Raw genomic sequence first — 25,898 nt, forward strand, 5'->3', positions numbered from 1 at the left:
TAACAACAAGGACACTATAAATATGGAATCAGCGGCATTATTAAAACGAGTCGATGAATTACCCCGTTTACCTAAAGCGGTTAGTGAGCTGTTAGATGCGGTAAACAATGACAATAGCACGGTAAAAAGTATTTCTGCGAAAGTTGCTCAAGATCCTTTAATTAGTGCAAGGGTATTAAGACTCGCTAATTCTGCCCATTTTGGGCGAAGCCGCGAAGTAGGCAGTATAGATGAAGCCGTGATCCGCTTAGGCATGCAAACCTTACGAACCTTAGTTATTGCTTCTGCGGTAATTGGTGCCATTCCCAATGTTGATGGTGTTGACTTAGCTGATTTTTGGGGCGAGACATTTGAAGAGGCGCTATATGCGCAAGAAATGGCTAAGCGCTGTGGTGTTCCTCCAGATGAAGCCTTTACCTGCGCAATTTTACATAATATTGGCGATTTATTAATTGCTGTCGTTGAGCCTAAGATGTCAGCTAACATTCGACTCGCAGTGCAAGCGGGTGGGGATAAGCAGCAACTTGAAACCGAATTACTCGGCTTTGACTCTCCTGCTGTCGGGGCATTATTAGCTAAGACCTGGAAATTTACGCCATCATTGGTACAAGGCATTCAATATCAACGAGATCCGTTAGCGGCAAAACCTGCATCTAAACTTGCTTCGGTGATTTATTTATCGCACCAAGTCTTTCGTCACTGGGATGATGATCGAGATGAAGAATCGTTTACTGCTTGGTTAGCCGGAAAGGCCAATCATGAAGCGGGTATCATCAAGATGGATATGGATGGATTAGCCGACCGATTCGATGAATTACGCGGTAAGGGTTTAGAGATAGGTAAACAATTAGCCTAGTCACGAGACTTAACTATTAAGCTCTGTTTATACAGAGCTTTTTTTATACAGAGCTTTTTTTATGCTTGATTGTTAATCCACTCGCTTAATACCACATGAGTTTTTATTTTGACTATGTCAGCCTGAGCATCGATAAATTCACGGATTTCATGCAATCGCTGCATTGAGTTAGCATGTACATAGACCAGTAAATCCATGTCTCCTGTGATGCCTTGGCAGGTAATCACTTCCGGTATTGTGGTAAAAATATGAATCACTTCAGCGCAACGGGCGCAACGATGCTGAATTTCAAAGTAGGCTGATACTCCTTGCTTTTGCGACTCACTCAGTAAAACCTGATAACCACGGATAACACCCGTTTGCTCCAACTTCTTGATTCGTTCTGTCACAGCGCTGCGCGATAAACTCACTTTTTCGGCAATAAACGAAATGCTCTGCCGAGCATTGAGGCGTAATTCGCTTACAATCGCTTTATCAAATTTATCCAATGATTTATATCTCAGTAATTGAGTACTATCGTTCTATTCTGTCATTATGATGGAAAGTTGTCACTTTTCCGTCATTATGTCGGTTTAGTAAAGCAACTTGAGCCAATTAACCCGCAGAATGTTTTGCTGTTTGGCCTTATAATGTCGCCACCTATTTCAGTAAGAATAAAATAATGAATCAAATGAATGCAACAATAGGCCGCTGGCAAGGTGCAGGCTTAATGGCTACCACTTTGTTAGGTACCGGGGTATTTATTTTGCCGCAAATGACCATAGAGGTAGCGGGTTCAGCCTCGTTATTAGCATGGTTACTCTTAACGGTAGCAATTATCCCTGTCGCATTAGTATTTGGTTTGTTAGCCAGTCGTTTTCCTCATGCTTCTGGTCCTGCTTACTTTATTGAAAAGGCATTTGGTGCAACCGCAGGAAGAACAATTGGACTAATCTTTTTATTAGTTATCCCCATTGGGGCACCTGCTGCAATTTTGATGACCTTTCAATTTTTAGAAGCACTGATATCAATATCAGGGCTAGGTCAATTAGTCGCAGAGTTATTGATTGTTGCTGTGTTACTGCTGCTCAATATTAAAGGTATTCAAGTGTCGGCAAAGTTACAGTTTATGCTGACACTATTGATTGTTGCGGTTGTGGCAATATTATTTGGAGCCAGTGGCTTAAATGTTGGGCAGCTAGAAAACTTTGCCCACAGTAGCCATCCGCAATTTAGTGGGGTGATGTTAGCCATGGGCATTGGTTTTTGGAGCTTTTTAGGCATCGAAGCCATGACGCATTTGGCCAGTGATTTTCGTCAGCCGGATAAAGATTTGCTGCCTGCCATGATGATGGGCACGGTATTGGTTGGGGTTATTTACTTAGCCTGCACGTTTTTACTTCTCATGGTGCCAACAGAGGGTGCCGGCTTAGCCATGATATCGGCATTTGATTATTTATTATCAAACACTTTTCTCAGTGGATATGGCGCCTATATTATTGGTATTTTAGGCATAGCCAGCGGTTTAGCCACGGTCAATGTCTATGCTGCCAGTGCCGCCCGTTTATTGTGGAGTTTTAGTAAAGAAGGTATTTTGCCGCGCTATTTCGACAAGTTAAACCCACATGGAGTCCCTTTTAGAGCCTTGTTTGCGATTTTGGGCTCAATGGCGGTGGTGATTGTTGTTACCTATTTTAGCTCGCAAGAATTAGAAGACTTAATTGCATGGAGCAATGGCGTTTTTGTGATTATTTACTTACTGGCGATGTTGTCAGCGGCTAAATTACTCAGTAAACGATATTTGCCATTAGTTATTGCAGGTTGTGTGTTTTGTATTGGTTTGGGCATTGCCCTTGGCAGTAATATGATTTACGCCACGGTATTGGTGTTAGTGATTGCGCCATTTATGTTTTGGCAAAAAGCCCATCTTACGCGTAAGTATTTAATGAGTAATACCCAAGGCTAATTGGCCATGACTTAACGTATTTCCATGGCGATATTGCGCATTTGAATCAGTTCACTGTGTTTTAAATACAGTAAATCAGCTGTGCGGCGAATAATTTGGTCTTCATATTGCGACAATTCACCATCGGCATAGGCTAATTTCCACATCGCAAGCAGTAGTTTCTGCTTATCTTCAACGCTAAACTGGCTATTGATCTCAGTGGTAAACTCAAATAATGAGGTGGCATTATGGCGGCTGAGTTTAGCTTCATTGATCAGTTCAGAGGCTTCATCTGCACTAATATGAAGTGTATTAACCAGCATTGCGGGTAGCAAAGCGGCTTCCGACGATGCCAAGTGTTCATCTGCATAGACAACTTCAAGCAACAGCGTTGCTGCAGCAAGATTGAGGTGTTTTACCTTGTCTTCTGGGCTACTTTCTTGAGTATGGGATTGGATAAAGTGCTTTAGTTTTGCGATCATAATTAGGCTGTCCAATATTACTGTTCATTTTGATGCTAGCAAAAATGATAATCCCAAGCGAATAGCTTGGGATTAAATTATGTTAACCCAAGTGTTGCTTGGGTTAACAAGTTAGGCTCTTGAAAGCAGGTTATAAGATTGAACCTAGACCTTTCATTAATAAATCCACTGTGCCTTCACCACCACTTTGCTGAAGATAGTTTTTAGCGATATCAACCATAGGTACAATGTAGTCTTTTGATATACCGAGTTTTTCAAAAGCATCATATACCATAGCGCTCCCTTGTAACGAAGAGCCTAAATTACCTGCTTTTGATAATAATCCCGACATACCATTATCCGATGATAGCGCAGGTACTGCAGCCATTAGCCCATCAGCATTGGGGATACTGTTGCTTAGCTGACTGAAATCATTGTTACCTAAATTGGTTTGGGCCAAATTAAGCAATGATCCTAATCCGCCTTCAGCTTGAGTTTGAGATAATCCAAGTTGCGACATAACGCTGCTCACTAATGCACTTGATTGCTCTGATGCTGCTGGCTGTGCAATGGCTTTAGCTTGTTCTGTTGCTGGTTTTTTAGTTATTTCAGTCACGTTATCCAACCAGCCTGCAGATGTCGGTGCCGAGAATATCAATACGGTAACCAGTACCGGTAATGCGGATGCTAATTTCATAGTGAGTGTCCTATCATGCCATTCAATGTCTAAACTTCGGGTCATTTTAGCCTGATTTACATAAATGCGACAGATGATCACGATTTTTGCTCATTAGACTTGTGCAAAATGCTTTTTTTTTGGGTATCCTAAGCGCAATATTTGTCGTTAATAGATTACTGGAACCCACATGTCATTGTTTGCAATTTTGACTGAAGCATTTAACTTTTTTCGAAACCACATCCGTCAGCTTGCCATACTGACATTGCCATTACTATTAATCCAAGTCGCTATCCAACTTTGGCTAGGTAATGAAATGATGCAGGCTGATGCTGAAAATCCACAATTTGGCGCAGTTCATGCTGCGGCAATGATGGTACTGTTGTTAGTATTTTCATTTTTAATTGCGGCTTTAACACTCTATTTAGAGCTACGCTCTCAAGGGCATGATCTTGCGCCGGGACAAATATTGAAGGCTAGCTTGCCATTTGTACCACCATTATTATTAGCTGGTGTATTTTCTGGCTTAGCCATTTTAGCGCCGGTAATGATTTTTGCTGCATTTGGCCCGTTGTGGTTAATTGGTTTATTAGTCAGCTTATATTTGTTTTCTCGGCTTGCATACGTGAACTTTATGGTGGTGGTTGAACGTTTAACGCCCCTTGAAGCGATTAAGAGCAGCTTTAAATTTAGTGGCCCTATCACGATTAAAACCATTGCAGTATTAATGCTATACGTGCCATTGTCTTTATTGGCTGGCATGTTTTCACAAGTCGCGATGCAAGTTGGCTTTCCACTGCAACTTATCGTAGAAGCGACTTTTTCATTCTTAGGTTTGTTTGTTAACATCGCTTTGTTTAGATTGTATATGGTCAATCGTAAAACTGCAGATGCTGACATCACCGAGGGATAATAGCTTGTAGACACTCAAAAAGGAGAGACCATTGTTAAATGATATTGAGTTTATTGATGGTTTCTCTACTGAGCTTAGCGACGATTATCGTTTAGCCAAAAGTTATGTCCGTGATATTCCTACTCAAGCGCTAGTGTATATTCGCAGTTTTACCCATAAGCTCACTAGCCAACTCGCCATTCCCCATGGGCTTATTTTCACTAGCCCTAATTTGTACGACCGAATTGAACAATTACATCAAGCACGATTAATCGATCCGCCAGCTGTGCGCGCATTACATCGGCTTCGCAGTGACGGTAACCGTGGTGCCCATCCAGAAAAATACCATTTAACCCAAGCACAACTCGTGACGATTGCAGAAAAGTCGATTGAGCATATTTTGCAATTGATTAAAAAACTGTACCCATTAGTACAGCAATCAGCACCTAGGTATCAATTTGACGCTTTTGACTCATTTGCTGGGCGTGATTTATGTTACCGGGCAGTGATGGATAACGACGCGCAAGCGCAGTATTTAGTTGGCATGTCTCTAAAAGCCAAAGGCTTAATGCTACAAGAGCAGGAACAGGCTTTAGCCCAAGTATTACTGGCTCGTTCTACGTTTAATGATGTTGATTCAATGACAGAAAAAACATCAACGCGAAACTCTGCCGCGGACGCGTTTGCACAAGCGGGTTATTGGTTTGCTTTAGCATCCACTCAGGATCAAGCGGCATTATTTGAGCATGGTGTGAGCTTATTACATGGATATTGTGGTCATCCAAATCCAATTGAAGGTGAGCAACTTATTGCTAAGGCTGCCGAAAAAGGCATTGTCGAAGCACAAGCATTACTGGGGTTTTTCTACCTTGTTGGCAGCTCTCAATTTAGTGTTGATCTGATCCAAGCCGAGCGTTTATTAACCCTTGCCGCCAATGCTGAAAATGCTGAGGCCATGTCAAATCTTGGAGTGTTGTTTTATCAAACCCAACAATTTGAAGATGCATTTTTATGGGTGAATAAAGCCGCGAAAGCCGGATATTCTAATGCCCAATATCATTTAGCTTTGATGCTAGTCGAAGGGCTAGGATGCGATATAGACGTACCTGCAAGCCTGCAATGGATGAACGAAGCCGCTGAGCAAGGGCAGGTTGATGCCATGCTACATTGTGGCAGTGATATTTTGCACGATGACAATGCCAGCCAACAACAACGAACTAAGGCCGAACATTACTTACACCAGGCGATTAAGTACGGCCACAATGTGAGTGCAATGATAGAGTTAAGCGTGGCGCTAGCTGACGGTATTTTAGGCCGTATCGATGTAGTACAAGCCGCATATCTACTCACACTCGCTAGAACGCATGCTAATGAGGAACACCGACAAGTCATCGAGCCATTGTGGCAATCATTAGCCATGCAGATTGACAGTGTCATCGCACTCAACCCCACTGAAGAAGAGTTAATTACCTTGCAACAGGCCAAGAGCTTACTTCTGTAAAGTAAGTTGTTGCTGGCGGGCATGAGGCTTGAATATCATGGATATTAATCCGTTAATCCGTTAATCCTTTCAACGTTAACACTCTAGCTGCTGATATTACTCACACTACGCAGCTTAATACGCTGGCTAGATAGAGAAAGCCTTCAATGCTGTTATTTGTCTAGAGAGTGCTGAATCATTGTTAACTGCGCAGATTTTTAATGGAATGAGTATTAAATAAGTTTTGTTACTAAAAGCCACTAGACGACAGACTAAAAAATCAAGTAGGGTGAGAGCATAAATTAGGATCTATTAAATCAATCATTCGGATAATAATCCGATTAAGATGAATTTGACCCGTAGAATAATCATGACTCACTCAATGTTTCAGACTCACAAAAAGTGGCTATGGCTACTGCTCGGCGTATGGCTGATTGTAATACAATCATTCGCGCTGCTGCATTCTGCTGAGCACGGTCTGGAACATCAGCATACTCATTGTATTGTGTGCGATTTTGGTCATAACCTAAATGCCGGTCCATCATCTTTGCGCATGCCGCCGATGGGATTGCAACAGCCGGAATATATTGCGCATACACCTTATCAACAACCTAGCTTGTCGGTATTACGTCACTTCAATGTTCGTGCTCCTCCCAGCCTTTTTTAAGCAATATCACAATATAAAAATTTATAATTTTTTGCTTATCTAAAGGAAAGGCACAATGAAACTTGCATTATCTTCTATAGCGCTAGCAGTTGCTGGCGTATGTTCACCGGTTATGGCTGCGCAACTACAAGGCCAAGTCACCGACCCACAAGGCGCACCTATTGTTGGTGCTCAAGTCAGCATTGATGGTGGCCCTCGGAAAATGACTAACTCACAAGGTCAGTATCAGTTAACCGTTGCCGATAATAGCCATGTGCATTTGCACGTAAGTGATGATAATTTTAAGCATGTTGATCAGGATTTGCAGATCACTACAGGTGTGATTAAACAGGATGTTTCACTCAAGCAGGCCATAATGGAAAATATCGTGGTCACTGCATCACCTCTTGCGCGTTCGGCACTCGAAAGTACCACACCAATAAGTGTACTTACCGAAGATCAGCTTAAACTTAATATCGAACCCACGCTTGGCGATACCCTAGAAAAACTCCCCGGTGTACAAGCTTCCCACTTTGGTGCTGGGGCCAGTCGTCCTATTATCCGTGGTATGGGCGGCCCTCGTGTGCAAGTACTTGAAAATGGTCTCTCTGTAGGTGACGCATCTACTGTATCTGCGGATCACGCAGTAACCACTGAGGCTACATCGGCACAACAGATTGAAATTCTTCGCGGTCCTGGCACTTTGCTTTATGGCAACGGCGCAATTGGTGGCGTGGTCAATGTGGTCGATAAGCGATACCACGAGGCGCCTGTCGATGGCGTTTCAGGACAACTTGGTACTCGCTACGATACTGCCAGTAATGGTCGTACATTCAACGGCGATATTGATGGTGGCAATGGTCAGTTCAATTGGCATTTAGATGGTACTCATCGCGTTACCGATGATGTTGATATTCCTGGTAATGCAATTGTCGATATGCCCGAAACCCATGGAAAACTCGATAACAGTAGCTTGAAACTCGATGACTATGCTGCTGGTGTAGGTTATACCGCAGATACTGGATTTGTCAGCGTATCAGGTGCTCGAACCGAATCTAACTACGGTATTCCTGGCCGCGGCGAGGCTGATGCTGCGGATATCACCATCGATTTAAAGAAAACTGCGTGGCAGTTACACAGCGGCTTATTAGACCCATTTGCTGGTTTTAGTAAGTTGCGTTTTGATGCTGGTTATACTGACTATCAACACTCAGAAGAAGAAGATGGCGTTGCAGGTACCACTTTCTTTAATAAACAAAGTGAGGCGCGCTTAAGCCTGAACAATAACCCTTGGGGTGAATGGCAAGGCACCATGGGATTGCATATGGTTCACCGTGACTTTTCTGTTGAGGGCGAGGAAGCGCTCACGCCAAACAGTAAAACAGATACTTTGGCAGCTTTTATTGTCCAGGAGCGTAAAGTCGGAGATTTTCGTTTTGAACTCGGTGGACGCATAGAACATTATCGCTTAGCGCCAGAGGGGATGATTTTAGAGACCATTAATGGTGAGCAAAACTATCAAGCTGAAGATTTAGTCGACAATGATTTGACCTTGTCGGCAGGAATGGTTTGGGATTTCGCACCGTCGTACAATTTAGGTTTGTCCTTGACTCGAGCTCAGCGTTCTCCAACCGCCGAAGAGCTATACAGCTTCGGACCTCATGATGCTACGCAAAGCTTTGAGATCGGTTCACAGTTTTCCATTGTAAACGGTCAAATTATGACTGACAGTGGTAATAACGACAAAGAGATCGCGAATAATATCGACCTAACCTTACGTAAATTAGAGGGGGCATGGACTGGTTCATTAAGCATGGCTTATAACAGAGTGAACAATTTCTACTACGAGAAAAATACCGGTTTAATTGCCTCTGATATTGTTGGCGCTGATCCAGAAGGTGATTTACCTGTATATCAATTTACCCAAGGTGATGCTGAGTTATATTCACTTGAGGCTCAGGCCACTATCCCATTCAATGATAATTGGTCGTTAGATATGTTCAGTGATTACACTCGCGGCAAATTGGTTGATGGTGGTAATTTACCGCTCATGCCACCTATGCGTATAGGCTCAACGTTAAACTATGATCAACAGCAATGGCACGCGGAAATTGCCGCGATTGGTTATGGTAAACAAACTGATACAGCAGAAAATGAAACTGAAACAGCAGGTTATGCTTTAGCAAATGCAGCGGTTACCTATCGTTTATACACGAATTCGGGTGATATGTTGCTTTATGTCAAAGCAAATAACCTGTTGAATCAAGAAGCAAGACCACATACTTCATTACTTAAGGACTATGCTCCACTAATGGGCCGTAACGTGATGTTTGGTGTCACTTATAACTTTTAGTCTTTACTGCTTGTATACAAAATTAACTTAATCCTAAAGCGAAGTCTCTGACTTCGCTTTATTTTTAAGTTTGCATTTTGATCTCTTCATCACCCGCGCAAAGGCCGCTTGCTCACATTTGGGCTATCACTACATTCGCTTTGTGCTAAAGGACTGCTGCGTTTGGCAATTAGCGATAATCAAGATAACAGTTACATCAACTTAGGCAGCGGTCATGTTGATTAATGATCGCAGCCGCTAATGGATCTTCACTAAGTGCAATTTGCGGTTCGTTAATCTGCTTGATGCTCAAACGTACGTCCATTGCGTTGTGATTGATTGGGCTTAGCACGACTGAACATATCAGCGTATGGCGCTGTTTGTTCGCGCTGCACATCCGCACGGCCTTGGTAGATATCGCCTTGTTGGGATTGTGCTTGTTTTCTGTGCAATATTTTTTTACCTAGCAACTGTAAAGTAATAAAGCTTAATAAGCCTAACAACAATAAAAACGGTAATAACACTATGGTGGTCAATGCGATGGCAAACAGCATCAGTAATGTCAAAATAGGGTTCATGCTAGTGAACCTGTTTTTCAAATTGGCAGTGTGGAATGATTGATTAAATCTCATAGTAGCTCCTGGGTACACTTAGCCTGAAAATGGGGTCTAAAAAGGTTACCTATAAATCAGTAACGATGATTTAAAGTACAGTCTGCATTGCTGAGACATAATATGTCACGTTAAATTCGGTTAATGTTTACGCTTTGGCGCTCAACTATCTAAGGTAAATACTTGCTAATGACCCGCTTGAGCGGGATCGAGTAAAAGTATCAGTAATCATTTTTACTCATGTGTTGATTCGCGATAGCTCGTTCGACACTGTTGAAAATAATATTACGAAACCATTGATGCCCTGGTTCTTGGTTATTTCTTTCATGCCATAGAAACACATAAGCCATTGGCATAAATTCAAACGGTAAGGGAATAGAAACCAGTGAATAGAGTTTTTGAGCATGATGAGCAAAACTTGATGGCAAGGTAAAAATTAAATCAGTATTCGCGCAGACGCTGGCTGCACCATAAAAGTCTGGTACTGTAGTCGATAGATGACGATGTAAGCCTAAATTGGCCAGATGATAATCGAGAGCCCACCAATCGTTGCCTTCACATCTAACCTGAACATGAGACATGTTAAGGTAGTGAGCTTGATCCCATTGACCCGCTTTTACTTGCTGTAAAATAGGATGATCTTTACGCACTAGGCAAACTTGATGGTCGTTAAATAGTGTTTGTGATTCTATACCTTCGGGTACTTTTTCAATATTGACATCAGTTTGTGGATAAATATCTCTGCCAGCCAGGCCAAAATCGATTTGCCCTTGCTGTAGATCTTGCATAGATTTTTCGGTCCAGACATAAGAATCTAATTTTATTGAAGGTGCTTGTTGCAATAGTGGCCCGATAAAATAGGGGATTAAGGTTTCATAAGCACTTTCAACCATAGATAATGAGAATTGGCGGTTACTGGTCGCGGGGTAAAAAGTGGGAGGCTGGGTAAGTTGATATAAGTTTTGCAGCACTAACGGCAGTTGCTGTCTTAATGCATCTGCATGAGCCGTGGGCTTTAAACCGTGCGCTGTGCGTTGAAATAGTGGGTCATCTAATGTTTCTCGCAAACGATTTAAGCTTTTACTCACCGCCGATTGACTAACATGCAATCGATGAGCTGCTCGAGTAACACTTTGCTCCTCAAGTAATACTTGGAGAATGACTAATAGATTAAGGTCGACCCGAGCCAGATTGTCTAAATTCATGTGATATTCTCAAATGGAAATTCACTTTGGATTTTATATCATTTTCATTCATACCTCCACTTGGCTTATTATAACGCCCTATTAAGGGTGACCTTTGTGCATTAAAAATTTAAGAGAAAGAAGTTTATGCGTCGTAACCTATTGCCACTGTTAATGTTTATGGTGCTATTAAGCCCATTAGCTATTGATATTTATCTGCCGTCTATGCCTGCAATGGCATTGGAATATGGTGTCTCTAACAGTGAAGTACAGTCCACCTTAGTGTTATTTTTATTTGCGATGGGCGTAGGGCAAATTTTAATTGGTCCACTCGCCGACCGTTTTGGTCGTAAACCTGTCGCGTTATTTGGGATTGTGCTTTATGGCATTAGCAGTTTATTGGGTGCTTACTCGGTTGAATTTGAATGGTTGCAGATTGCTCGAGTTTTTCAAGGGTTAGCCGCATGTTCAACCTCTATTGTGGTCTTTAGCGCGGTACGTGACTGCTATTCCCGCAAAGAAAGCGTGTCGATGTACAGTTATCTCAATGGTGCCATTTGTGTGGTGCCCGCGCTGGCTCCAACACTTGGTGGCTTATTAGCATTACAGTTTGGCTGGCGTTCTACCTTCATTTTTATGGCTTTGTATGCCATTTTCGTGTTGTTTTTAGTGGGGTTCCGTTTCCCTGAAACGCGTCCATTAAATACCGACAGCACAGGACCTTTATACCGTTGGAGTCGTTATAAGCCGGTTATTGGTGACCCACATTTTATGTTTTATGCCAGTTGCTGCATGATCGCGATGGCATCGATATTATGTTACGTGTCGTACTCACCTGTGTGGATAATTGGTCACTTAGGCATCTCAGAATTAACCTTCAGTGGTCTGTTTGGCCTTAATGCTGCCATCAATATTGTCGCGTGTTTTGCCGCTCCAGTGTTGGTTAAGCGTATTGGGAATAGACCTGGCGTAGTGGTAGCTTTGTCGTTAATGCTGCTTGCTGCGGTTATTGAAGCAGCGGTTTACTTTGCCGGTCCACAAGCAGGCTTAGCCGCCGCAATAGCGTTTATGGCTCCGATGATGATTTTGTGTGTTGGCTTTGCTATTTTACTTGGCCCTGCAACCAGTATGGCATTGTCAGCTTTCGGTGAGCGAGCAGGTACTGCGACGGCTATGCTGGGATGTATTCAAATGAGTGGGGCATCAATACTGACGGCGTTGATCCAACTAACCGATATACCTGCGCCTTATGCCATCGCACTAGTGATGGGCGGTTTTAGTTCGGTATTGCTGATTATTATGGCAATGAATCGCTTAAGTCATTTGCATCAAGAACAATTACAACACGATTAATTAAGCTTTAGTAACATCACCTTTAACCCGCAGAATGCTAACCACATTCCGCGGGTATTTTTTTGCCTCAATATGGTGAGACTTAAAAGCGGGCGTTAATTGCTACGCCAAAATTAGTTTCTGAATCACTATTATATTCACTATTCTCGAAATAATGTTCTAGCGAAAACTTAGCCGAGAACACATCTGAAAAATGCCAGAAGTAACGTGTATTTAAACCAGTTTCAGTGATGTTGTTGCTGTGGCTACTTTGATTTGAGTCATCAATATTACTGCTGCTGAAATCAGTATTTACATCTGCCCGGTAGTAAGTCGCACCCACTGACCATGCGTTATTGATATACCAATCTGCAAACACTGCAACAGTATAAATGTCATTTTCAAAGTTTAATTTAGAATCTTCCACTATAGTCGGAGTAGGTCCATCAACTTGGGTGAGAATTTCGTTGTTGGTATATTGAGGGTTTTGATAACCTACAGCCCCAGTTATAAACACTCCAGCGGTTGATTGTAATGGAATAAAATGTTCGTAAGTTAACGTGATAGCATCAATATCTTGGCTAAAATATGATTCAAATTCATATTCTAGATATGCGCCATTGTTAGATTTTGATTCTGAGTTGGTAGTATAGTTCAAGGATAACTTTGAGTGTTCGCTAAAAAAATACCCTGCAATAATCTCGTATGTTGTGGTGTCAGATACAGCATTATCTGTACTTAACTGGGTGACTCCAGCCCCCAAGAACCATTTTGAGTCAAAAACGTATTCTCCAGAGATATTATATAAATCTTCGATGTCAGTCGTGGCATATCGCGCTGAAATAGTTGAGCCTTGATTAAAGAACGCGGCTAATTCGTAGGGTTTTTCAGCTTGTTCAACCGCTTTAAAATAATAGTGATAATTGGCGTTAAATAGGCCATCCGCTTCACCTGATGAGTCTAAAAAACCGATTTCTGCTTCGTGATGGTAGGCATTATTTTGAGCGGCATAAACGGAACTTGTGGCAAATGCGAGCATTAATGCCACAGACATCTTTGTCATAGTTCTTGTCATAATTCCTGTCATAATAGTGGTTCTTCCTTGAGATGTTATGGTGTAAATCCAAGCATATTGAACTTAACTTTACATGTTTGCAACAAGATAAGACAAAAAATGAGCAGAAGTTATTGTATATATTGCCAATATCCACAGTCGGCTTGCGTGTGTCATGCGATCAAACAGGTATCTTCAAATACCGAGGTAGTGGTGATGCAGCACCCATCTGAAGTGGCTCATGCTAAAAATACCGTGAGGTTATTGAAGCTGGTGATGCCGCAGATGAAAATTTACGTGGGTGAGGCTGCCACGGACTTTATTGAGCTGCAACATTATTTAGCTGCGCAAACGAAGCCGATTTATGTGGTTTACCCTAATGAGCACAGTCAAACTGTCGCCGAGGCTGGAGCGAGTGAGGCGGCGATTATTATTTTAGTTGACGGTACTTGGCGTAAAGCATACCGAATGTTGCAGCTCAATCCGTGGTTACTTAATTACCCTTCATTGCATCTAGAATGTGAAGATGAGTCGCAATATGTTATTCGTAAAGCGAAACGCAGCGACAGCCTGTCAACCCTCGAAGCGGCTGCCTACACTCTGGTTGCATTAAATCCTGCAGCAGACATTGCGCCAATATTTGCAGTGTTTAACGCAATGGTGCAACATAAGTTAACGGCTATGCCAACTCTGGTTCGTGAGCGTTATAACGGCGATAAACTCAAAGGATAGACCATATGAAAAATCGGCTGATAGGCTCATTGATTTTGCTCGTTACTGCGAGTTCATTAGCGTTCGTTACCGTCGCGGCAGATAAGCCACATAAAAAAATGACCTTGGCTGAAAAGGGCGAGCAAGCACGTCAAGAGTCGGCTGAACTTGAACAAACACAATTGCAAAAAGCGCGTGAGGCTGCCAAAGCCACCGCAGAACGTGAACAAAAAGCATTAGCAAAAGTGCAGTCTAATGACTGGGAAGCACAACAGCTCGAAAAAGCCCGAGTCCAATCTGATGAGCGTTTAACCCGTCAGCAAAAGTATTTACAACAGGCGCAAGAGGCTGCCACTCAAACTCGCAAAATCCCTAAAGAAACCAGTATTGAGCCTGTTCAATCTGAATAGTGTGAGTGCGTTAATTATCTGTATTTGGCTTATTTTGGAGCATCCCTTTGTCGTCTTGTCCTTTATGTCACCATGACACAGTAGCTTTTCATCAAGATAAAAAAAGAGCTTATGTTCGTTGTCCGCAATGTTTTATGGTATCGGTTCCAACGGCGTTTTATTGGGATGAAGCCGCTGAGAAAGCTCACTACGATTGCCACCATAACGACTTTGCCGATGCGGGTTATCAACATTTTTTATCCCGCACCTTAACTCCGTTATTGACCCGCGTAAAACCGAATGCAAATGGATTAGATTTTGGTTGCGGCGAAGGGGCGGTATTAAGTCAAATGGCTGCAAAGCACGGTATTAATGTTGCTAATTATGATTTGTTTTATCACCCAGATACTCGAGTACTAAGTCAGCAGTATGATTTTGTCTGTTTAACCGAAGTGATTGAGCACATTGCCGATGCACAGGCGTTAGTCGAGCAATTAAGCCAATTAGTGCTCCCAGGTGGCATATTGGCCGTGATGACCAAGCGGGTGTCGGACCTTGATGGATTTATCAACTGGCACTATAAAATCGACCCGACTCATATTAATTTTTACGCCCTAGAAACCTTTGAATGGATAGCGCGGCAACAAGGCTGGCAGCTTGAGGTGATCTACAGCGACGTGGTATTTTTTCACCTGCCCGCTTGTTAGTATTGGCTCAGTCATGGTTGATTGAGTTGCATGATGAGTTATAAATATCAGCTCGGGATATCAATCTTTATTGGACAGGCCTCAGTATCACTAATAATGCTGCCCTGACTTGCAATAGGCTCACTATGGGTAAAGTTTGATGTGAAATAGGCCAATATTGTTATTTGCCCTCACTTATCCCACTTCTTAAGCCCAATGAAAGTTCATAAGCTTAATCGCGACCATTGCGCGTTAATAAATAGATACAATTGACTTGTTAGCAAATGAGTAAAAAATTTAACAAAATTGTCATTTCAAGGTAGTTTTGTTGTACTCATATAATAACCAATGGAATGGACATGCGCCTGACCTCTCTCGCTTTAGTATTTGCAAGCTTATTTGCCTCCAGTGTTTACAGTGCATCAACCGTAGCAAGTGTGCCCAATGCCGCAGAGTTAAGCGCTGAAGTCGAAAGTAAAGTGATTGCATGGCGCCGCGATTTTCACCAACATCCTGAATTATCTAACCGAGAGTTTCGTACCAGTGAAGTGATTGCAAAACACCTTAAGTCCTTGGGACTTGAAGTGCAAACCGGTATTGCCCATACCGGCGTGGTAGCGATGCTCAAAGGCGGTAAGCCTGGGCCTTTAATTGCTTTACGTGCCGATATGGATGCCTTACCCGTAACTGAAGTCGTTGATTTGCCTTTTGCATCTAAAGTCATCGATACTTATCGCGGTCAAAAAGTTGGCGTCATGCACGCGTGTGGTCATGATACTCATGTTGCCATGTTGATGGGCGTTGCCGACAATTTAGTGAAGGTAAAAGACAGTTTGGCTGGTGACGTAATGTTTATCTTTCAGCCTGCCGAAGAGGGTGCTCCAGAAGGTGAAGAAGGTGGCGCAGAGTTAATGCTCAAGCAAGGTTTATTCGCCAAGCGTAAACCCGATCAAGTCTTTGGAATGCACGTTACGTCGAGTATGCCCTCTGGCGTAATAGGCTTGCGTTCTGGCCCTGCGATGGCAAGTGAAGATTCATTTACGATTAAGGTTACTGGCAAGCAAACCCATGGCTCGCGTCCTTGGAGTGGTGTTGATCCTATTGTGGCATCAGCGCAAATTATTAACAGTGTGCAAACCATTATTAGTCGCCAAGTTGATATTACCAAAGCACCTGCAGTGGTGAGTTTTGGGGCCATTAATGGTGGAATTCGATCGAACATTATTCCCGATGAAGTAGAGCTCATCGGAACCATTCGTACCTTTGATCAACAGATGCGTGCCGACATTAAAGTTAAATTGGCCGAAGTGGCTGCTAATGCGGCTAAAACCCTAGGTGCTACGGCGGTAACGTTTATCCAATCTGGTTACCCAGTAACCGTTAATAACCCAGAATTAGTCAGTAAAATGCGCCCTGTTATTGCTTCTGTGGTGGGTGACAATATGTTAATAGAGCCCGGGCTAATGACTGGCGCGGAAGACTTTTCGTATTATGCGCTGCAAACGCCGGGGATGTTCTTTTTCTTAGGTGTGACACCAGCGGACCAAGATATCAGTCAAGTTGCCAGCAACCACTCACCCGCATTTTATGTTGATGAAAGTGCCTTGAGAGTAGGTGTGCAAACCATGACGCAAGTTGCCTTAACCGCATTAAGCGCTACACAATAAAACCCATTTTAGATAAACCTGTGGATGATAGCTCAAAAGGAGCGAGATATGACCCGTAAGATAATGGCGTTGCTGATGACGATAGGCGTACTGAGTGCGCCTGCCGTGTCAGCAACACAAGCTGAAGACATCAATAGCTTTACCTTAGACAATGGCATGAAGATTATGGTGCTGGAGGATAGCTCTATCCCTAATGCCAACATGTATATTTTTTGGAAAGTCGGTTCGCGCAATGAAGTGCCTGGCATTACTGGCATTTCACACTTTTTTGAACACATGATGTTTAACGGTTCTAAAAAGTTTGGTCCGAAAATGTTTGATCGCACAATGGAAGCTGCTGGTGGCGCGAATAATGCCTACACCACAGAAGACATGACAGTGTATACAGATTGGTTTCCTGCCAATGGTTTAGAAACCATTTTTGATTTAGAAGCTGATCGCATTGCCAACCTCGATATTAACTCTGAGATGGTAGAAAGCGAGCGTGGTGTGGTGCAGTCAGAGCGCACTACCGGGCTGGAAAACTCTAACTGGCGCACGATTCAAGAAGCGCTGAAAAGTGTTGCCTTTGCTGCACATCCATATAGCTGGTCAGTGATTGGTTATGAGTCGGATATTGCTGCTTGGACCTTAGAAGATTTACAGCAATACCATAAAACCTACTATGCCCCGAACAATGCGCTAGTGGTCATTACCGGTGATGTGAAGTTAGCTGAAGTGAAAGCATTAGCTAATCAGTATTTTGCGCCTATTCCTGCCCAAGCACCGCCAAAAGCTGTGCGTACTATTGAACCGCAACAAAATGGTGAACGCCGAGTCTTTGTTAAAAAAGAGTCTGTGAGCACACCAAACATTATGTTGGCTTACCATGTACCCGCAACTAGCCATGCTGACTACTATGCATTGGATTTGTTAGCGTCAATGCTCAGTGAAGGTAATAGCTCACGCTTTTATCAAGCCTTAGTCGACAAGCAATTAGCGGTTGCTGCCGAAACTTACATGCCGATGTCGTTCGACCCTAATTTATTTTATATTTTAGGTGTGGCGAATGCAGGCGTGAGCGCCGAGACGTTAGAGCAAGCCTTAATTGAGCAAATTAACCTTATTGCCACCCAAGGTGTGGCTCAACAAGAGCTTGAAAAAGTCAAAAATATTAAGCTAATGGATTTTTACCGCACCATGGAAACCATTAACGGTAAAGCCAATACCTTAGGCACATACGAGCTGTATTTTGGGGATTACACCAAACTGTTTAATGCCCCAGAAGCTTATAACAAAGTGACTCCAGCTGATATCCAGCGTGTTGCACAAACCTATTTAATTAAAGCGAATCGAACTGTCGGTGTGCTCGCTGCGACTGAGGAGTCTGACAAATGAAAACTATAGCTCACACCCGAATTAACCTATCGTTATCGGCCATCGCGTTAACTTGTAGTTTAGCCATAAGTGGTTGTGCGACTTCGCAGCAATCAACGGCCGATAGTGCCTCTGCTAGCACGGCGAGTTTTGTGATGCCAAGCTACCAATCTGTCACCCTAGATAATGGTTTAAAAGTGACCTTAATGGTACAAAAAGAAGTGCCATTAGTGACCATTGATGCCGTGGTTAAGGCCGGGGCGGTGAATGATCTTACCTCTGGTATGGCTTACATTACCTCACAAAGTTTAATGCTAGGTGCTGCGGGCCAATCTAAGGCAGACATAGAGCAGCAACTAGACTTTATGGGTGCCAGTATTGATACCAGTGCCGATCTAGAAGGCAGTTATGTTCGTGCCAATATGATGAGCAAAGATGTCGATACCGTGCTCGCTATTTTTAGTCATGTATTACGTCAACCAGACTTTGATAGCGCCGAATTTGATAAGCTAAAACAACGTGAAATCGTCGGTTTGTCTCAACAAAAAGAAAGCCCTCGGGCCGTGATCGGACGCTACTTTAATAAGTTAGTTTTTGGTGAACATCCTTATGCTAATCCGGTATCGGGTAATAGTGACACTATCGCTAAACTGTCTGTTGCAGAGTTACGCGCTTTTCATAAAGGCTACTATCAACCAAACAACATGACCATTAACGTGGTGGGTGATTTTGATGTCGCTGAGATGACCGCCAAGCTTAATAAAGCCTTTGGTGATTGGCAGACCACAGAAACTGTGGTTCAACCTGACTTAAGCCAAAACTTACCGACATTAACTCAGCCGCATGTATTGTTGGTCGACAAGCCTGATGCAATTGAAACCACTTTTTTAATTGGTGGCGTGGGTATTCGTTATGACAACCCAGATTATGTTGGGTTAACTGTCGTTAACACTATTTTAGGTGGTCGTTTTACCTCATGGTTAAATGATGAATTACGCGTCAATGCTGGTTTAACTTATGGTGCTCGTTCTGGTTTTAGCCCTTATGCGCAATCTGGCGTTTTTCAAATCAGTACGTTTACTAAATCATCAACAACAAAAGAAGCCATTGATTTAGCCTTAAAAACCTATGCTCGACTATGGGAAAAGGGCATTGATCAAACCACTTTAGATTCTGCTAAAGCCTATGTGAAAGGCCAGTTTCCACCTAAATATGAGACCAGTGGTCAATTAGCTGGTTTATTGTCTGACATGTACTTGTATGGTTTTAATGATGATTTTATTAATCAATTCCAAGCCAAGGTTGATGGGCTTACTGTTGCAGATACACAACGTTTGATTAAGCAATATTTCCCGCAACAAAACTTACAGTTTGTGTTGATTGGTAACGCTGACAACATTGCTGATGTTGCAGCGCAGTATGGTGAAGTCACTAAAGTCGACATCACAGCTACAGGCTTTGGCCAGTAGTTGCGAGTCAGTTAGTTAATTCGTAATATCCTATGATGGCTCACATAAGTGGGCCATTTTTTATGGATCTAACTGATAATGTGATTAAATTTAGACGCTAAACGTTAGCAGCTAAGTTCATCGAGTAAGTTCATTGAGTAAGTTCATTAACTCAATTCTTTGAGTCAATGAGATCGCTGCGCCTAAATAGAGGCCGATAGGGTTAGCTATATTGAGTTTGGATTGTTTGCGATGTGAAAGGATATGTTAATAAGAGGGGGGTTTGATGAGCGCAAAATATCGATCAATAATACCGTTGACAGCGATCTTGTTACTAATGCATTCAACGGCCTCTTATGCAGGCAAAGTGACTTTAGATATATTTTGTAGTCAATTAGCTGGCGAGTGGCAGGGCAATGCAGCTAATCCTAATACAGTTGCTAAAAAGGTAAGTACTTCGGTAATGTGTTCGGCTGATCAACGGAATTTATACATTAGTGTTAGCCGTGGTAGCCGCTTTTCAAACAGCGAGACCTGGTGGTTTAGACAACAAGAAGATCATATTTTATTGCTGTATGCCAATGGCGTCACCGACGATATATCACAACAGCTGACCCTGTATGAGCAAGCGGGCAGTTATTCATTTCTAGGTAAAGGTGAAATAAATCAGCGTCCTGCATTAGTGCAGTTACAGTTTGATCCCGTGATTGGTGATGCAAAACCGACAATAAAAGGCTGGCAGTGGCAACAAAACGCCCATTATTTAGATGATGACAGTGATCAGTATCAGGTCATTAGAGCCATTAGCTTACTTAAACCGTCGGCAGAGGTTGCGCCGCCGACAGATTAGAAACTAATTTAAATCATTCAATTAGCGATAAAATAGATAAGCTGCAAATCCAGCCCAACTCAAGAGTAATAAGGCGGCTAACGACCATGTTAGAGGGTTGAATAGACTCTCTTGCTCATTGTAAGACATATCCGCATCATCATTGCTTGGAATCGCATGTTTGTTTTTCTGTTGCTGTTTACGCGCTTTATCACGTTCTCGAGCTTTCGCTTTTTCACGTTTTTTGTATTCCGCTATCCCTTTTTCAATCCCCGCGGCAATCAGCTTAGTTTGTTCTTTAACTTGTCCAGGCTTTTGAGTTGCCTTGGCAATTGCTAAAGCATCATTTTGGGTTTCTGGGGATAGCGTTTTCTTCATTATTCAGCGCCTGCAAAATCCAGTTGACGCCATGCTTCGTAGCTAATGATGGCAACTGAATTTGATAAATTTAAACTACGACTATTGGCGGTCATTGGGATACGTAATCGCTGTCCCAGTGGGGTTGCATCAATAATATCCATTGGTAAGCCACGGGTTTCAGGGCCAAATAACAAGACATCATTTTCTTGGAAAGCAATTTGAGTATGAGGACGACTACCTTTAGTTGTACAGGCGATAATCCGTTTTCCTGCCATCGCCTCTAAAAACGCGGCATAGTCTTTATGGCGAGTGACGCTGGTCATATCGGAATAATCAAGTCCAGCGCGACGGAGTTTCTTTTCTTCGAGATCAAAACCCAATGGCTCAATCAAATGTAACTGTGAGCCATTGTTGGCACATAGACGAATGATATTTCCGGTATTTGGAGCAATTTCGGGTTCATAAAGGGCAATATGAAACATAGCAACCTTAGGTACGAAGCATAAAAAGAGGGACGAATTATACCTTAAGCAAGGTTTTTCTGCGAGACGTTATCAATGCCTACTTGGTGAAATGGGCGGTATAGCACGAATGATCATCCTTGATGGAGACTTGGCGTCAACTGTATTTGAGGCCATCATAGCTGATTAAAGACCAGTTATTTATTGATACTTTAGCAGCCGATTCTACTGCTGTTATCGCCAATATTAGGCTGAATATAGGTTGTGAACATCGTTATTAGATAATATTGGCACCATTCTCTGGATCGCGAGATTGCGCTGCCTGTCGGCGTATATCATCAGTATCGCTGCTGATATCAACGCTAGCATCATCATGGACTTCATCGGATAACTCTGAAATCTTTTGCTCATTTGGTAAATTAGCTTGCTCCGTTATTGGTTGGCCACTTAACTGAGTTTGGTCTTGCTGATGTCTGCTGGAGACTAATTGTATCCCTTGAGGGAAAATGCGTTCGCGAGCATCATCTGGCATGCTGATTTTATTCGCTTCATAAGCGCGCACCAGTAAGCGCATTAAAATTGAAGCCACTTTTGGAACACTATGAGTTTCTGCATTAACCCAAAAATACACTTGCAGGTTAATAGTGGAAGAACCTAGGTTGGTTATCAGTACCTGCGGTTCAGGATCTGCTAGTACGCCGTGGTGAGCCATCATGATCTCCATGGCGATGTCCTGAGCCTTACGAATACTGGTATCGTAGCCAATACCAATCATAAAATTGCCCCGTATTCTTGGGTTTGCGGTCAGGTTTTTAATCACGTTTTTATAAATTGTGGCATTGGGAATTTGGATGTGGTTGCCATCGTAGTCGACTAACGTAGTGGCCCTTGCGGTGACTTTTTTTACAATGCCTAATTGACCTTCCACAGCAATGACGTCGCCTAATTTGAACGGGCGCTGGACACTGAGCAGTAAGCTGGAAATAAAGTTTTCGGCGATGTCTTTAAAGGCAAAACCTAAAATGAGACCTATTACCCCAGTGCTACTAATAATGGCAACGGCAAATTGAGTTAAGCCAGCGAGACGCAAAAAGATATACAGCCCTAATAATATGATCAGCATACTAAAGCTGCGCTGCATCACTAAACGAATAAGCTCACTCTGTGTGACCCAAGTTAAGGGCTGAATAAGCAGGCGAGCAATAGGGCGAGAAAGCCAAAAGAGTAGCAAAAATATTGCCAGTCCTAGGGCTAAGCTGGGCAAATACTGTAAGGTTTTGGCCCAAAACTGCCGTGCATCTTGCTGCAGAGGAGCTAAAGATAACGGCTCCATAGCGCGTAATTGAATATTATCTACAACCTGAGTCACACCAGGTAAGGCGGCGATGGTTTGCAGTATGCGTTCTTTACTGGCTTGCTCGGTGACGGAGCCATGCAGATTGACGACAGAGCCTTGTATTTCAATGTCGATTGCACTGCTTGGATCGTTAATTTGTATCAGTTGTTTCACCGTGTTGGGTGAGGGGGCTGCCTGGGCATAAGTAGGCGCAAAGCTGGTCAAGCAAACAAAAGTAGTGACTAAACTCCATAGGAGAATCCATCGACTTAATGTTGAGCATGAGCGGTGCTTGCAATGAGGAATGCTGTTTAAAAAAAATCGACAAATCATAAGATTACCCGCTAGGTACAAGCCCGTCTTTATTCAATACTAGCAAATAATCGTCACCGACACCAAAGCTTGTAAGCGTTATCCGTTAATGTTTTTCAGCATGCAAAAAGGGCTTTTTTCTACTAAAGGCATACTAATAAGTCAATATATGCGGTGTTGTCGTTGCTTAAAAAATGATGCTCATTAAGGGTAATAATAGCAACACTTGCAATAGTGGTCTGGTAATTGCGTTGTACTTTATGACCATCAATGTAAGTTAGTTAATACACGCTGGGGGGAACCGCTAACCTCAGTCATTCAAAATGGAGAATATCATGGATTTATTACGTATTATAATCGCAATTTTACTGCCGCCACTTGGGGTTTTTCTACAAGTAGGGCTAAGTAAAACCTTATTATTAAACATAATTTTAACCTTGCTAGGCTACATTCCAGGGATAGTTCACGCAGTATGGGTGATTGCTAAACGTTAGTAGCGGTCAAGATAAGTATGCCTAAAGGTTAAGCGGCTCAGGCTGCTTACATTAATCGGAAAATGTTGCCAGTTAAGGGTAATTTTTACCTAAATACATGCTTATCGTTGAATTGCTTTTCTATTAAATGTTTACAACGTTAATTTAGCTGTGTCGGTTTATGAAACTGAGCTGTTATTGATGTTTGCTTGTTCCCTGCGTGTGCAGGGGTTTTAGATAATGCCATTATTCAGGACGATAAGCATGCACAGGTTAAGTTATTGTCTTTTTTAGCTAGCCTAATTTATCGGTAAACTGATACTCAGTTTAAGGCCTTGGCGCTTGCCCGTCGGGCCAATCAGATTTTCTGCCACTATGTTGCCCTGATGTAGCGTAATGGCAGCTTGGGTGATTGCCAAGCCTAATCCCCAACCGCCACTTTTTCTGTCTCTAGCGGTATCTGGGCGATAGAAAGGTTTAAAAATAGCTTCAAGTTCTTTGGGGTCGATACCAGGACCGTCATCTTCTACTGTAATGAGTATATGTTTACCCGCCTGGACCGCACTGATGGTTATTTGACTGTTGGCATAGCAAATTGCATTACGCAGCAGATTTTCTATGGCGCGCGAGAGTGTCTTTGGGTGAAGAGGCAATTGCAGTGCCTCTGGTATATCAATTTGTAATAGCTTCCCTTGCTGCTCGGCTTCAAATTCAGCGTCATCTAACACTTGGCTTAATGACTCGGCTAATTCGAGCTCGATTTTATTTTCATGGCTGGCCAAGCTAACCCGAGATAGGGTAAGTAACTCACTGATTAATGCTTCAAGCTGTAAAGCTTCATAGCCAATACGTTCTAGTTCTTCACTTTGCTGACCTTTTTTACGGCCGAGGGCCAAGGCTAATTGCAGTCTAGTGAGCGGCGTGCGCAGTTCGTGAGAAATATCACCCATTAATCGTTGCTGATTGTTAATCATGGTTTGTACTGCGTCAGCCATGCCATTGAACGCTTGGGCTAACTGGCCCATTTCATCACGTCTACTCGCTGTGGCTGCATCAACTCGGCTCGATAAATCACCTCTTGCGAGGGCATTAGCGCTGTGTTTAAGCGAGCGTAATGGTTTACCTAAATACCACGCCAGCAAACCACATAATAGCCCAGATAATAAAATGGCTAAGCCTGCTGTGAGTAATTTATTATCGGCAAAGAATAAAAACCATGGCCGAGGATGACTATCGGGTAAACGGCCAAATAACTGATAGGCTTTATCATTGACCTCAAAAGAATAGGGGCCAAAAATAAATTCATCTCTAAATTGGTGGCTAATGGGCTGATCTGCCTCTTCTGCCATCAACTGAAAACGTCTAAATTCGCGTGATACTCGTTGAGTATTTAATACTTGTCCTTCGCCGTCGGTTAAATATACCCGCATAGGACCATGGTTGCGGCTTCCATCCTTATTGCGACTACGATGCAGACGTTGGAGGCTTTTGCCTTCGAGTAACTGTGGTTGCTGTTGTATTCGTTCAGCGATGTTTTTTAGCACCTGCTCTAAGCTAGGTGGTAAAGGTGAGCGATCATGGCTTTGCTGTAATAGCGGTAATAACGACACTAGAGCAATAATTAACGAACTGCATAGCCAAAAGCCGAGCAATAATTTAAAAAACAGCCGATTAAATGGATTGTTTTTCAGCATTACGGTATCCAAATATAGCCTTTACCGCGGAGGGTTTTAACTCGTGGGCGGCCGTCTTGGCGTTCAGGTAATTTTTTACGTAAGTTAGATAAATGCATATCTAAGCTTCGGTCAAATGGCATTAATTTTTTGCCTAATACATTTTCGCTTAACGAGTCTTTGGTCACCAGCTCGCCAGATTTTTCAACTAAATTGAACAGCAAGGAAAATTCGGTACCAGTAAGGATAATCAGTTGCTCATTGCAATAGGTTTCTTGGCGGGTTGGATCGAGTCGTAAATCACCAAACTGCATCATTTCATGGGCTTGGCTATCTTGTTGGGTGGTTTGTGCTCGCCGTAATATGGCACGAATTCGAGCGACTAATTCGCGATCATTAAACGGTTTTGGTAAGTAGTCATCGGCGCCGATTTCAAGACCGACAACCCGATCGATTTCATCACCGCGGGCGGTGAGCATCAATACTGGAGTTTGTTTGCGCTGCCGTAAAGCTCGCAATACTTCAAAGCCATTAAGCTTGGGTAGCATAACGTCAAGAAGGATTAAATCGAAGTCTTGCTGTTGTGCCATCATCAGCCCTTGCTCACCATCGTAAGCTTGGCTTAGTGCAAATCCTTCTAACTCAAGTAATTGGCTGAGTAGATCGGATAAACCAATATCATCGTCGATAAGTAAAATGCGATTCATAACTGTCCTCTGGCACAAAGAAAATCTGTATGTTGACGTTAA

The 25,898-nt window shown here is 42.7% G+C and carries 26 protein-coding genes; 15 read left to right on the forward strand and 11 right to left on the reverse strand.

The genetic code is table 11. The annotated features are described in order from the left end of the window. The first annotated feature begins 22 nt into the window (after positions 1-22). The gene (locus tag H5123_RS08640) at positions 23-856 is read left to right on the forward strand and encodes an HDOD domain-containing protein (protein WP_124017407.1); all 834 of its coding nucleotides are present in this window, start codon (positions 23-25) and stop codon (positions 854-856) included. A gap of 59 nt (positions 857-915) precedes the next feature. On the opposite strand, the gene H5123_RS08645 is transcribed toward H5123_RS08640, so the two are convergent. Further along, a complete protein-coding gene (locus tag H5123_RS08645; RefSeq protein ID WP_124017408.1) occupies positions 916-1,344 on the reverse strand; it encodes an Lrp/AsnC family transcriptional regulator in 429 nt (142 codons plus the stop codon). 173 nt (positions 1,345-1,517) lie between these two features. On the opposite strand from H5123_RS08645, the gene yjeH reads away from it, so the two are divergent. After that, positions 1,518-2,801 carry an L-methionine/branched-chain amino acid transporter gene (gene yjeH / locus H5123_RS08650; RefSeq protein WP_182697702.1) on the forward strand — a complete coding sequence of 428 codons (1,284 nt, stop codon included), beginning with the start codon at positions 1,518-1,520 and terminating at the stop codon, positions 2,799-2,801. Between the two features lie 11 nt (positions 2,802-2,812). Here the strand turns inward: yjeH and H5123_RS08655 are convergent, their stop codons facing one another. Next, entirely contained in the window at positions 2,813-3,262 is a 450-nt protein-coding gene (locus tag H5123_RS08655; protein WP_124017410.1) for a TerB family tellurite resistance protein, read from the reverse strand. A 130-nt stretch (positions 3,263-3,392) separates the two neighbouring features. Beyond that, the gene (locus H5123_RS08660) at positions 3,393-3,938 is read right to left on the reverse strand and encodes a DUF2780 domain-containing protein (RefSeq protein WP_124017411.1); all 546 of its coding nucleotides are present in this window, start codon (positions 3,936-3,938) and stop codon (positions 3,393-3,395) included. A gap of 169 nt (positions 3,939-4,107) precedes the next feature. Between H5123_RS08660 and H5123_RS08665 the strand changes: the two genes are divergently transcribed. From H5123_RS08665 to H5123_RS08680, 4 genes are all read left to right on the forward strand, one after another. Next, positions 4,108-4,830, forward strand: a complete 723-nt coding sequence (locus tag H5123_RS08665; protein ID WP_124017412.1) for a hypothetical protein — start codon at positions 4,108-4,110, stop codon at positions 4,828-4,830. 31 nt (positions 4,831-4,861) lie between these two features. After that, positions 4,862-6,310 carry a DUF4145 domain-containing protein gene (locus H5123_RS08670; protein WP_124017413.1) on the forward strand — a complete coding sequence of 483 codons (1,449 nt, stop codon included), beginning with the start codon at positions 4,862-4,864 and terminating at the stop codon, positions 6,308-6,310. A gap of 361 nt (positions 6,311-6,671) precedes the next feature. Continuing rightward, entirely contained in the window at positions 6,672-6,956 is a 285-nt protein-coding gene (locus H5123_RS08675; RefSeq protein ID WP_259395618.1) for a hypothetical protein, read from the forward strand. 55 nt (positions 6,957-7,011) lie between these two features. Beyond that, positions 7,012-9,288 carry a TonB-dependent receptor gene (locus H5123_RS08680; protein WP_182697704.1) on the forward strand — a complete coding sequence of 759 codons (2,277 nt, stop codon included), beginning with the start codon at positions 7,012-7,014 and terminating at the stop codon, positions 9,286-9,288. Between the two features lie 272 nt (positions 9,289-9,560). Here the strand turns inward: H5123_RS08680 and H5123_RS08685 are convergent, their stop codons facing one another. Beyond that, positions 9,561-9,899, reverse strand: coding sequence for a hypothetical protein (locus tag H5123_RS08685; protein ID WP_182697705.1), 339 nt, complete (start codon positions 9,897-9,899; stop codon positions 9,561-9,563). Between the two features lie 200 nt (positions 9,900-10,099). Continuing rightward, a complete protein-coding gene (locus H5123_RS08690) occupies positions 10,100-11,083 on the reverse strand; it encodes a LysR family transcriptional regulator (RefSeq protein WP_182697706.1) in 984 nt (327 codons plus the stop codon). Positions 11,084-11,209: 126 nt separating this feature from the next. Here H5123_RS08690 and H5123_RS08695 point away from each other — a divergent pair, with 126 nt between their 5' ends. Continuing rightward, on the forward strand, positions 11,210-12,415 hold the full coding sequence (locus H5123_RS08695) for a multidrug effflux MFS transporter (RefSeq protein WP_182697707.1): 1,206 nt from the start codon (positions 11,210-11,212) through the stop codon (positions 12,413-12,415). 82 nt (positions 12,416-12,497) lie between these two features. Here the strand turns inward: H5123_RS08695 and H5123_RS08700 are convergent, their stop codons facing one another. After that, positions 12,498-13,457: a putative porin gene (locus H5123_RS08700; protein WP_182697708.1), complete on the reverse strand. Its 960-nt coding sequence runs from the start codon at positions 13,455-13,457 to the stop codon at positions 12,498-12,500. Between the two features lie 111 nt (positions 13,458-13,568). On the opposite strand from H5123_RS08700, the gene H5123_RS08705 reads away from it, so the two are divergent. From H5123_RS08705 to H5123_RS08735, 7 genes are all read left to right on the forward strand, one after another. Further along, the gene (locus H5123_RS08705) at positions 13,569-14,180 is read left to right on the forward strand and encodes a tRNA-uridine aminocarboxypropyltransferase (RefSeq protein WP_182697709.1); all 612 of its coding nucleotides are present in this window, start codon (positions 13,569-13,571) and stop codon (positions 14,178-14,180) included. Positions 14,181-14,185: 5 nt separating this feature from the next. Continuing rightward, a complete protein-coding gene (locus H5123_RS08710) occupies positions 14,186-14,569 on the forward strand; it encodes a hypothetical protein (RefSeq protein WP_124017421.1) in 384 nt (127 codons plus the stop codon). 47 nt (positions 14,570-14,616) lie between these two features. Further along, positions 14,617-15,255 (forward strand): class I SAM-dependent methyltransferase, encoded by a 639-nt coding sequence (locus H5123_RS08715; RefSeq protein WP_182697710.1) that lies wholly within the window; start codon positions 14,617-14,619, stop codon positions 15,253-15,255. Positions 15,256-15,587: 332 nt separating this feature from the next. Beyond that, a complete protein-coding gene (locus H5123_RS08720) occupies positions 15,588-16,901 on the forward strand; it encodes an amidohydrolase (RefSeq protein WP_182697711.1) in 1,314 nt (437 codons plus the stop codon). A gap of 63 nt (positions 16,902-16,964) precedes the next feature. Beyond that, on the forward strand, positions 16,965-18,278 hold the full coding sequence (locus tag H5123_RS08725; RefSeq protein ID WP_404948302.1) for a M16 family metallopeptidase: 1,314 nt from the start codon (positions 16,965-16,967) through the stop codon (positions 18,276-18,278). Continuing rightward, positions 18,275-19,726, forward strand: a complete 1,452-nt coding sequence (locus H5123_RS08730) for a pitrilysin family protein (protein ID WP_182697713.1) — start codon at positions 18,275-18,277, stop codon at positions 19,724-19,726. Before H5123_RS08725 ends, H5123_RS08730 begins: the two co-directional genes overlap by 4 nt. Before the next feature lie 265 nt (positions 19,727-19,991). Then, positions 19,992-20,555, forward strand: a complete 564-nt coding sequence (locus H5123_RS08735; RefSeq protein ID WP_259395619.1) for a hypothetical protein — start codon at positions 19,992-19,994, stop codon at positions 20,553-20,555. 21 nt (positions 20,556-20,576) lie between these two features. Here H5123_RS08735 and H5123_RS08740 read toward each other — a convergent pair whose 3' ends face one another. The 3 genes from H5123_RS08740 to H5123_RS08750 form a co-directional block, all read right to left on the reverse strand. Next, on the reverse strand, positions 20,577-20,912 hold the full coding sequence (locus tag H5123_RS08740) for a DUF2956 domain-containing protein (RefSeq protein ID WP_182697714.1): 336 nt from the start codon (positions 20,910-20,912) through the stop codon (positions 20,577-20,579). Next, a complete protein-coding gene (gene trmL / locus H5123_RS08745; RefSeq protein ID WP_124017428.1) occupies positions 20,912-21,376 on the reverse strand; it encodes a tRNA (uridine(34)/cytosine(34)/5-carboxymethylaminomethyluridine(34)-2'-O)-methyltransferase TrmL in 465 nt (154 codons plus the stop codon). The genes H5123_RS08740 and trmL overlap by 1 nt, the downstream gene beginning before the upstream one ends. A gap of 256 nt (positions 21,377-21,632) precedes the next feature. After that, positions 21,633-23,024, reverse strand: coding sequence for a mechanosensitive ion channel family protein (locus tag H5123_RS08750; RefSeq protein WP_182697715.1), 1,392 nt, complete (start codon positions 23,022-23,024; stop codon positions 21,633-21,635). A gap of 314 nt (positions 23,025-23,338) precedes the next feature. Here H5123_RS08750 and H5123_RS08755 point away from each other — a divergent pair, with 314 nt between their 5' ends. Then, a complete protein-coding gene (locus H5123_RS08755) occupies positions 23,339-23,497 on the forward strand; it encodes a YqaE/Pmp3 family membrane protein (protein ID WP_124017430.1) in 159 nt (52 codons plus the stop codon). 278 nt (positions 23,498-23,775) lie between these two features. Here H5123_RS08755 and H5123_RS08760 read toward each other — a convergent pair whose 3' ends face one another. Together H5123_RS08760 and H5123_RS08765 are read right to left on the reverse strand one after the other, a co-directional pair. After that, positions 23,776-25,170, reverse strand: coding sequence for an ATP-binding protein (locus H5123_RS08760; RefSeq protein WP_182697716.1), 1,395 nt, complete (start codon positions 25,168-25,170; stop codon positions 23,776-23,778). Next, a complete protein-coding gene (locus H5123_RS08765) occupies positions 25,170-25,856 on the reverse strand; it encodes a response regulator (RefSeq protein ID WP_124017432.1) in 687 nt (228 codons plus the stop codon). Before H5123_RS08765 ends, H5123_RS08760 begins: the two co-directional genes overlap by 1 nt. Between the last annotated feature and the right edge of the window lie 42 nt (positions 25,857-25,898).

The sequence above is a fragment of the Shewanella sp. SR43-4 genome (genome assembly GCF_014163845.1).
Classification (GTDB): Bacteria; Pseudomonadota; Gammaproteobacteria; order Enterobacterales; family Shewanellaceae; genus Shewanella; species Shewanella vesiculosa.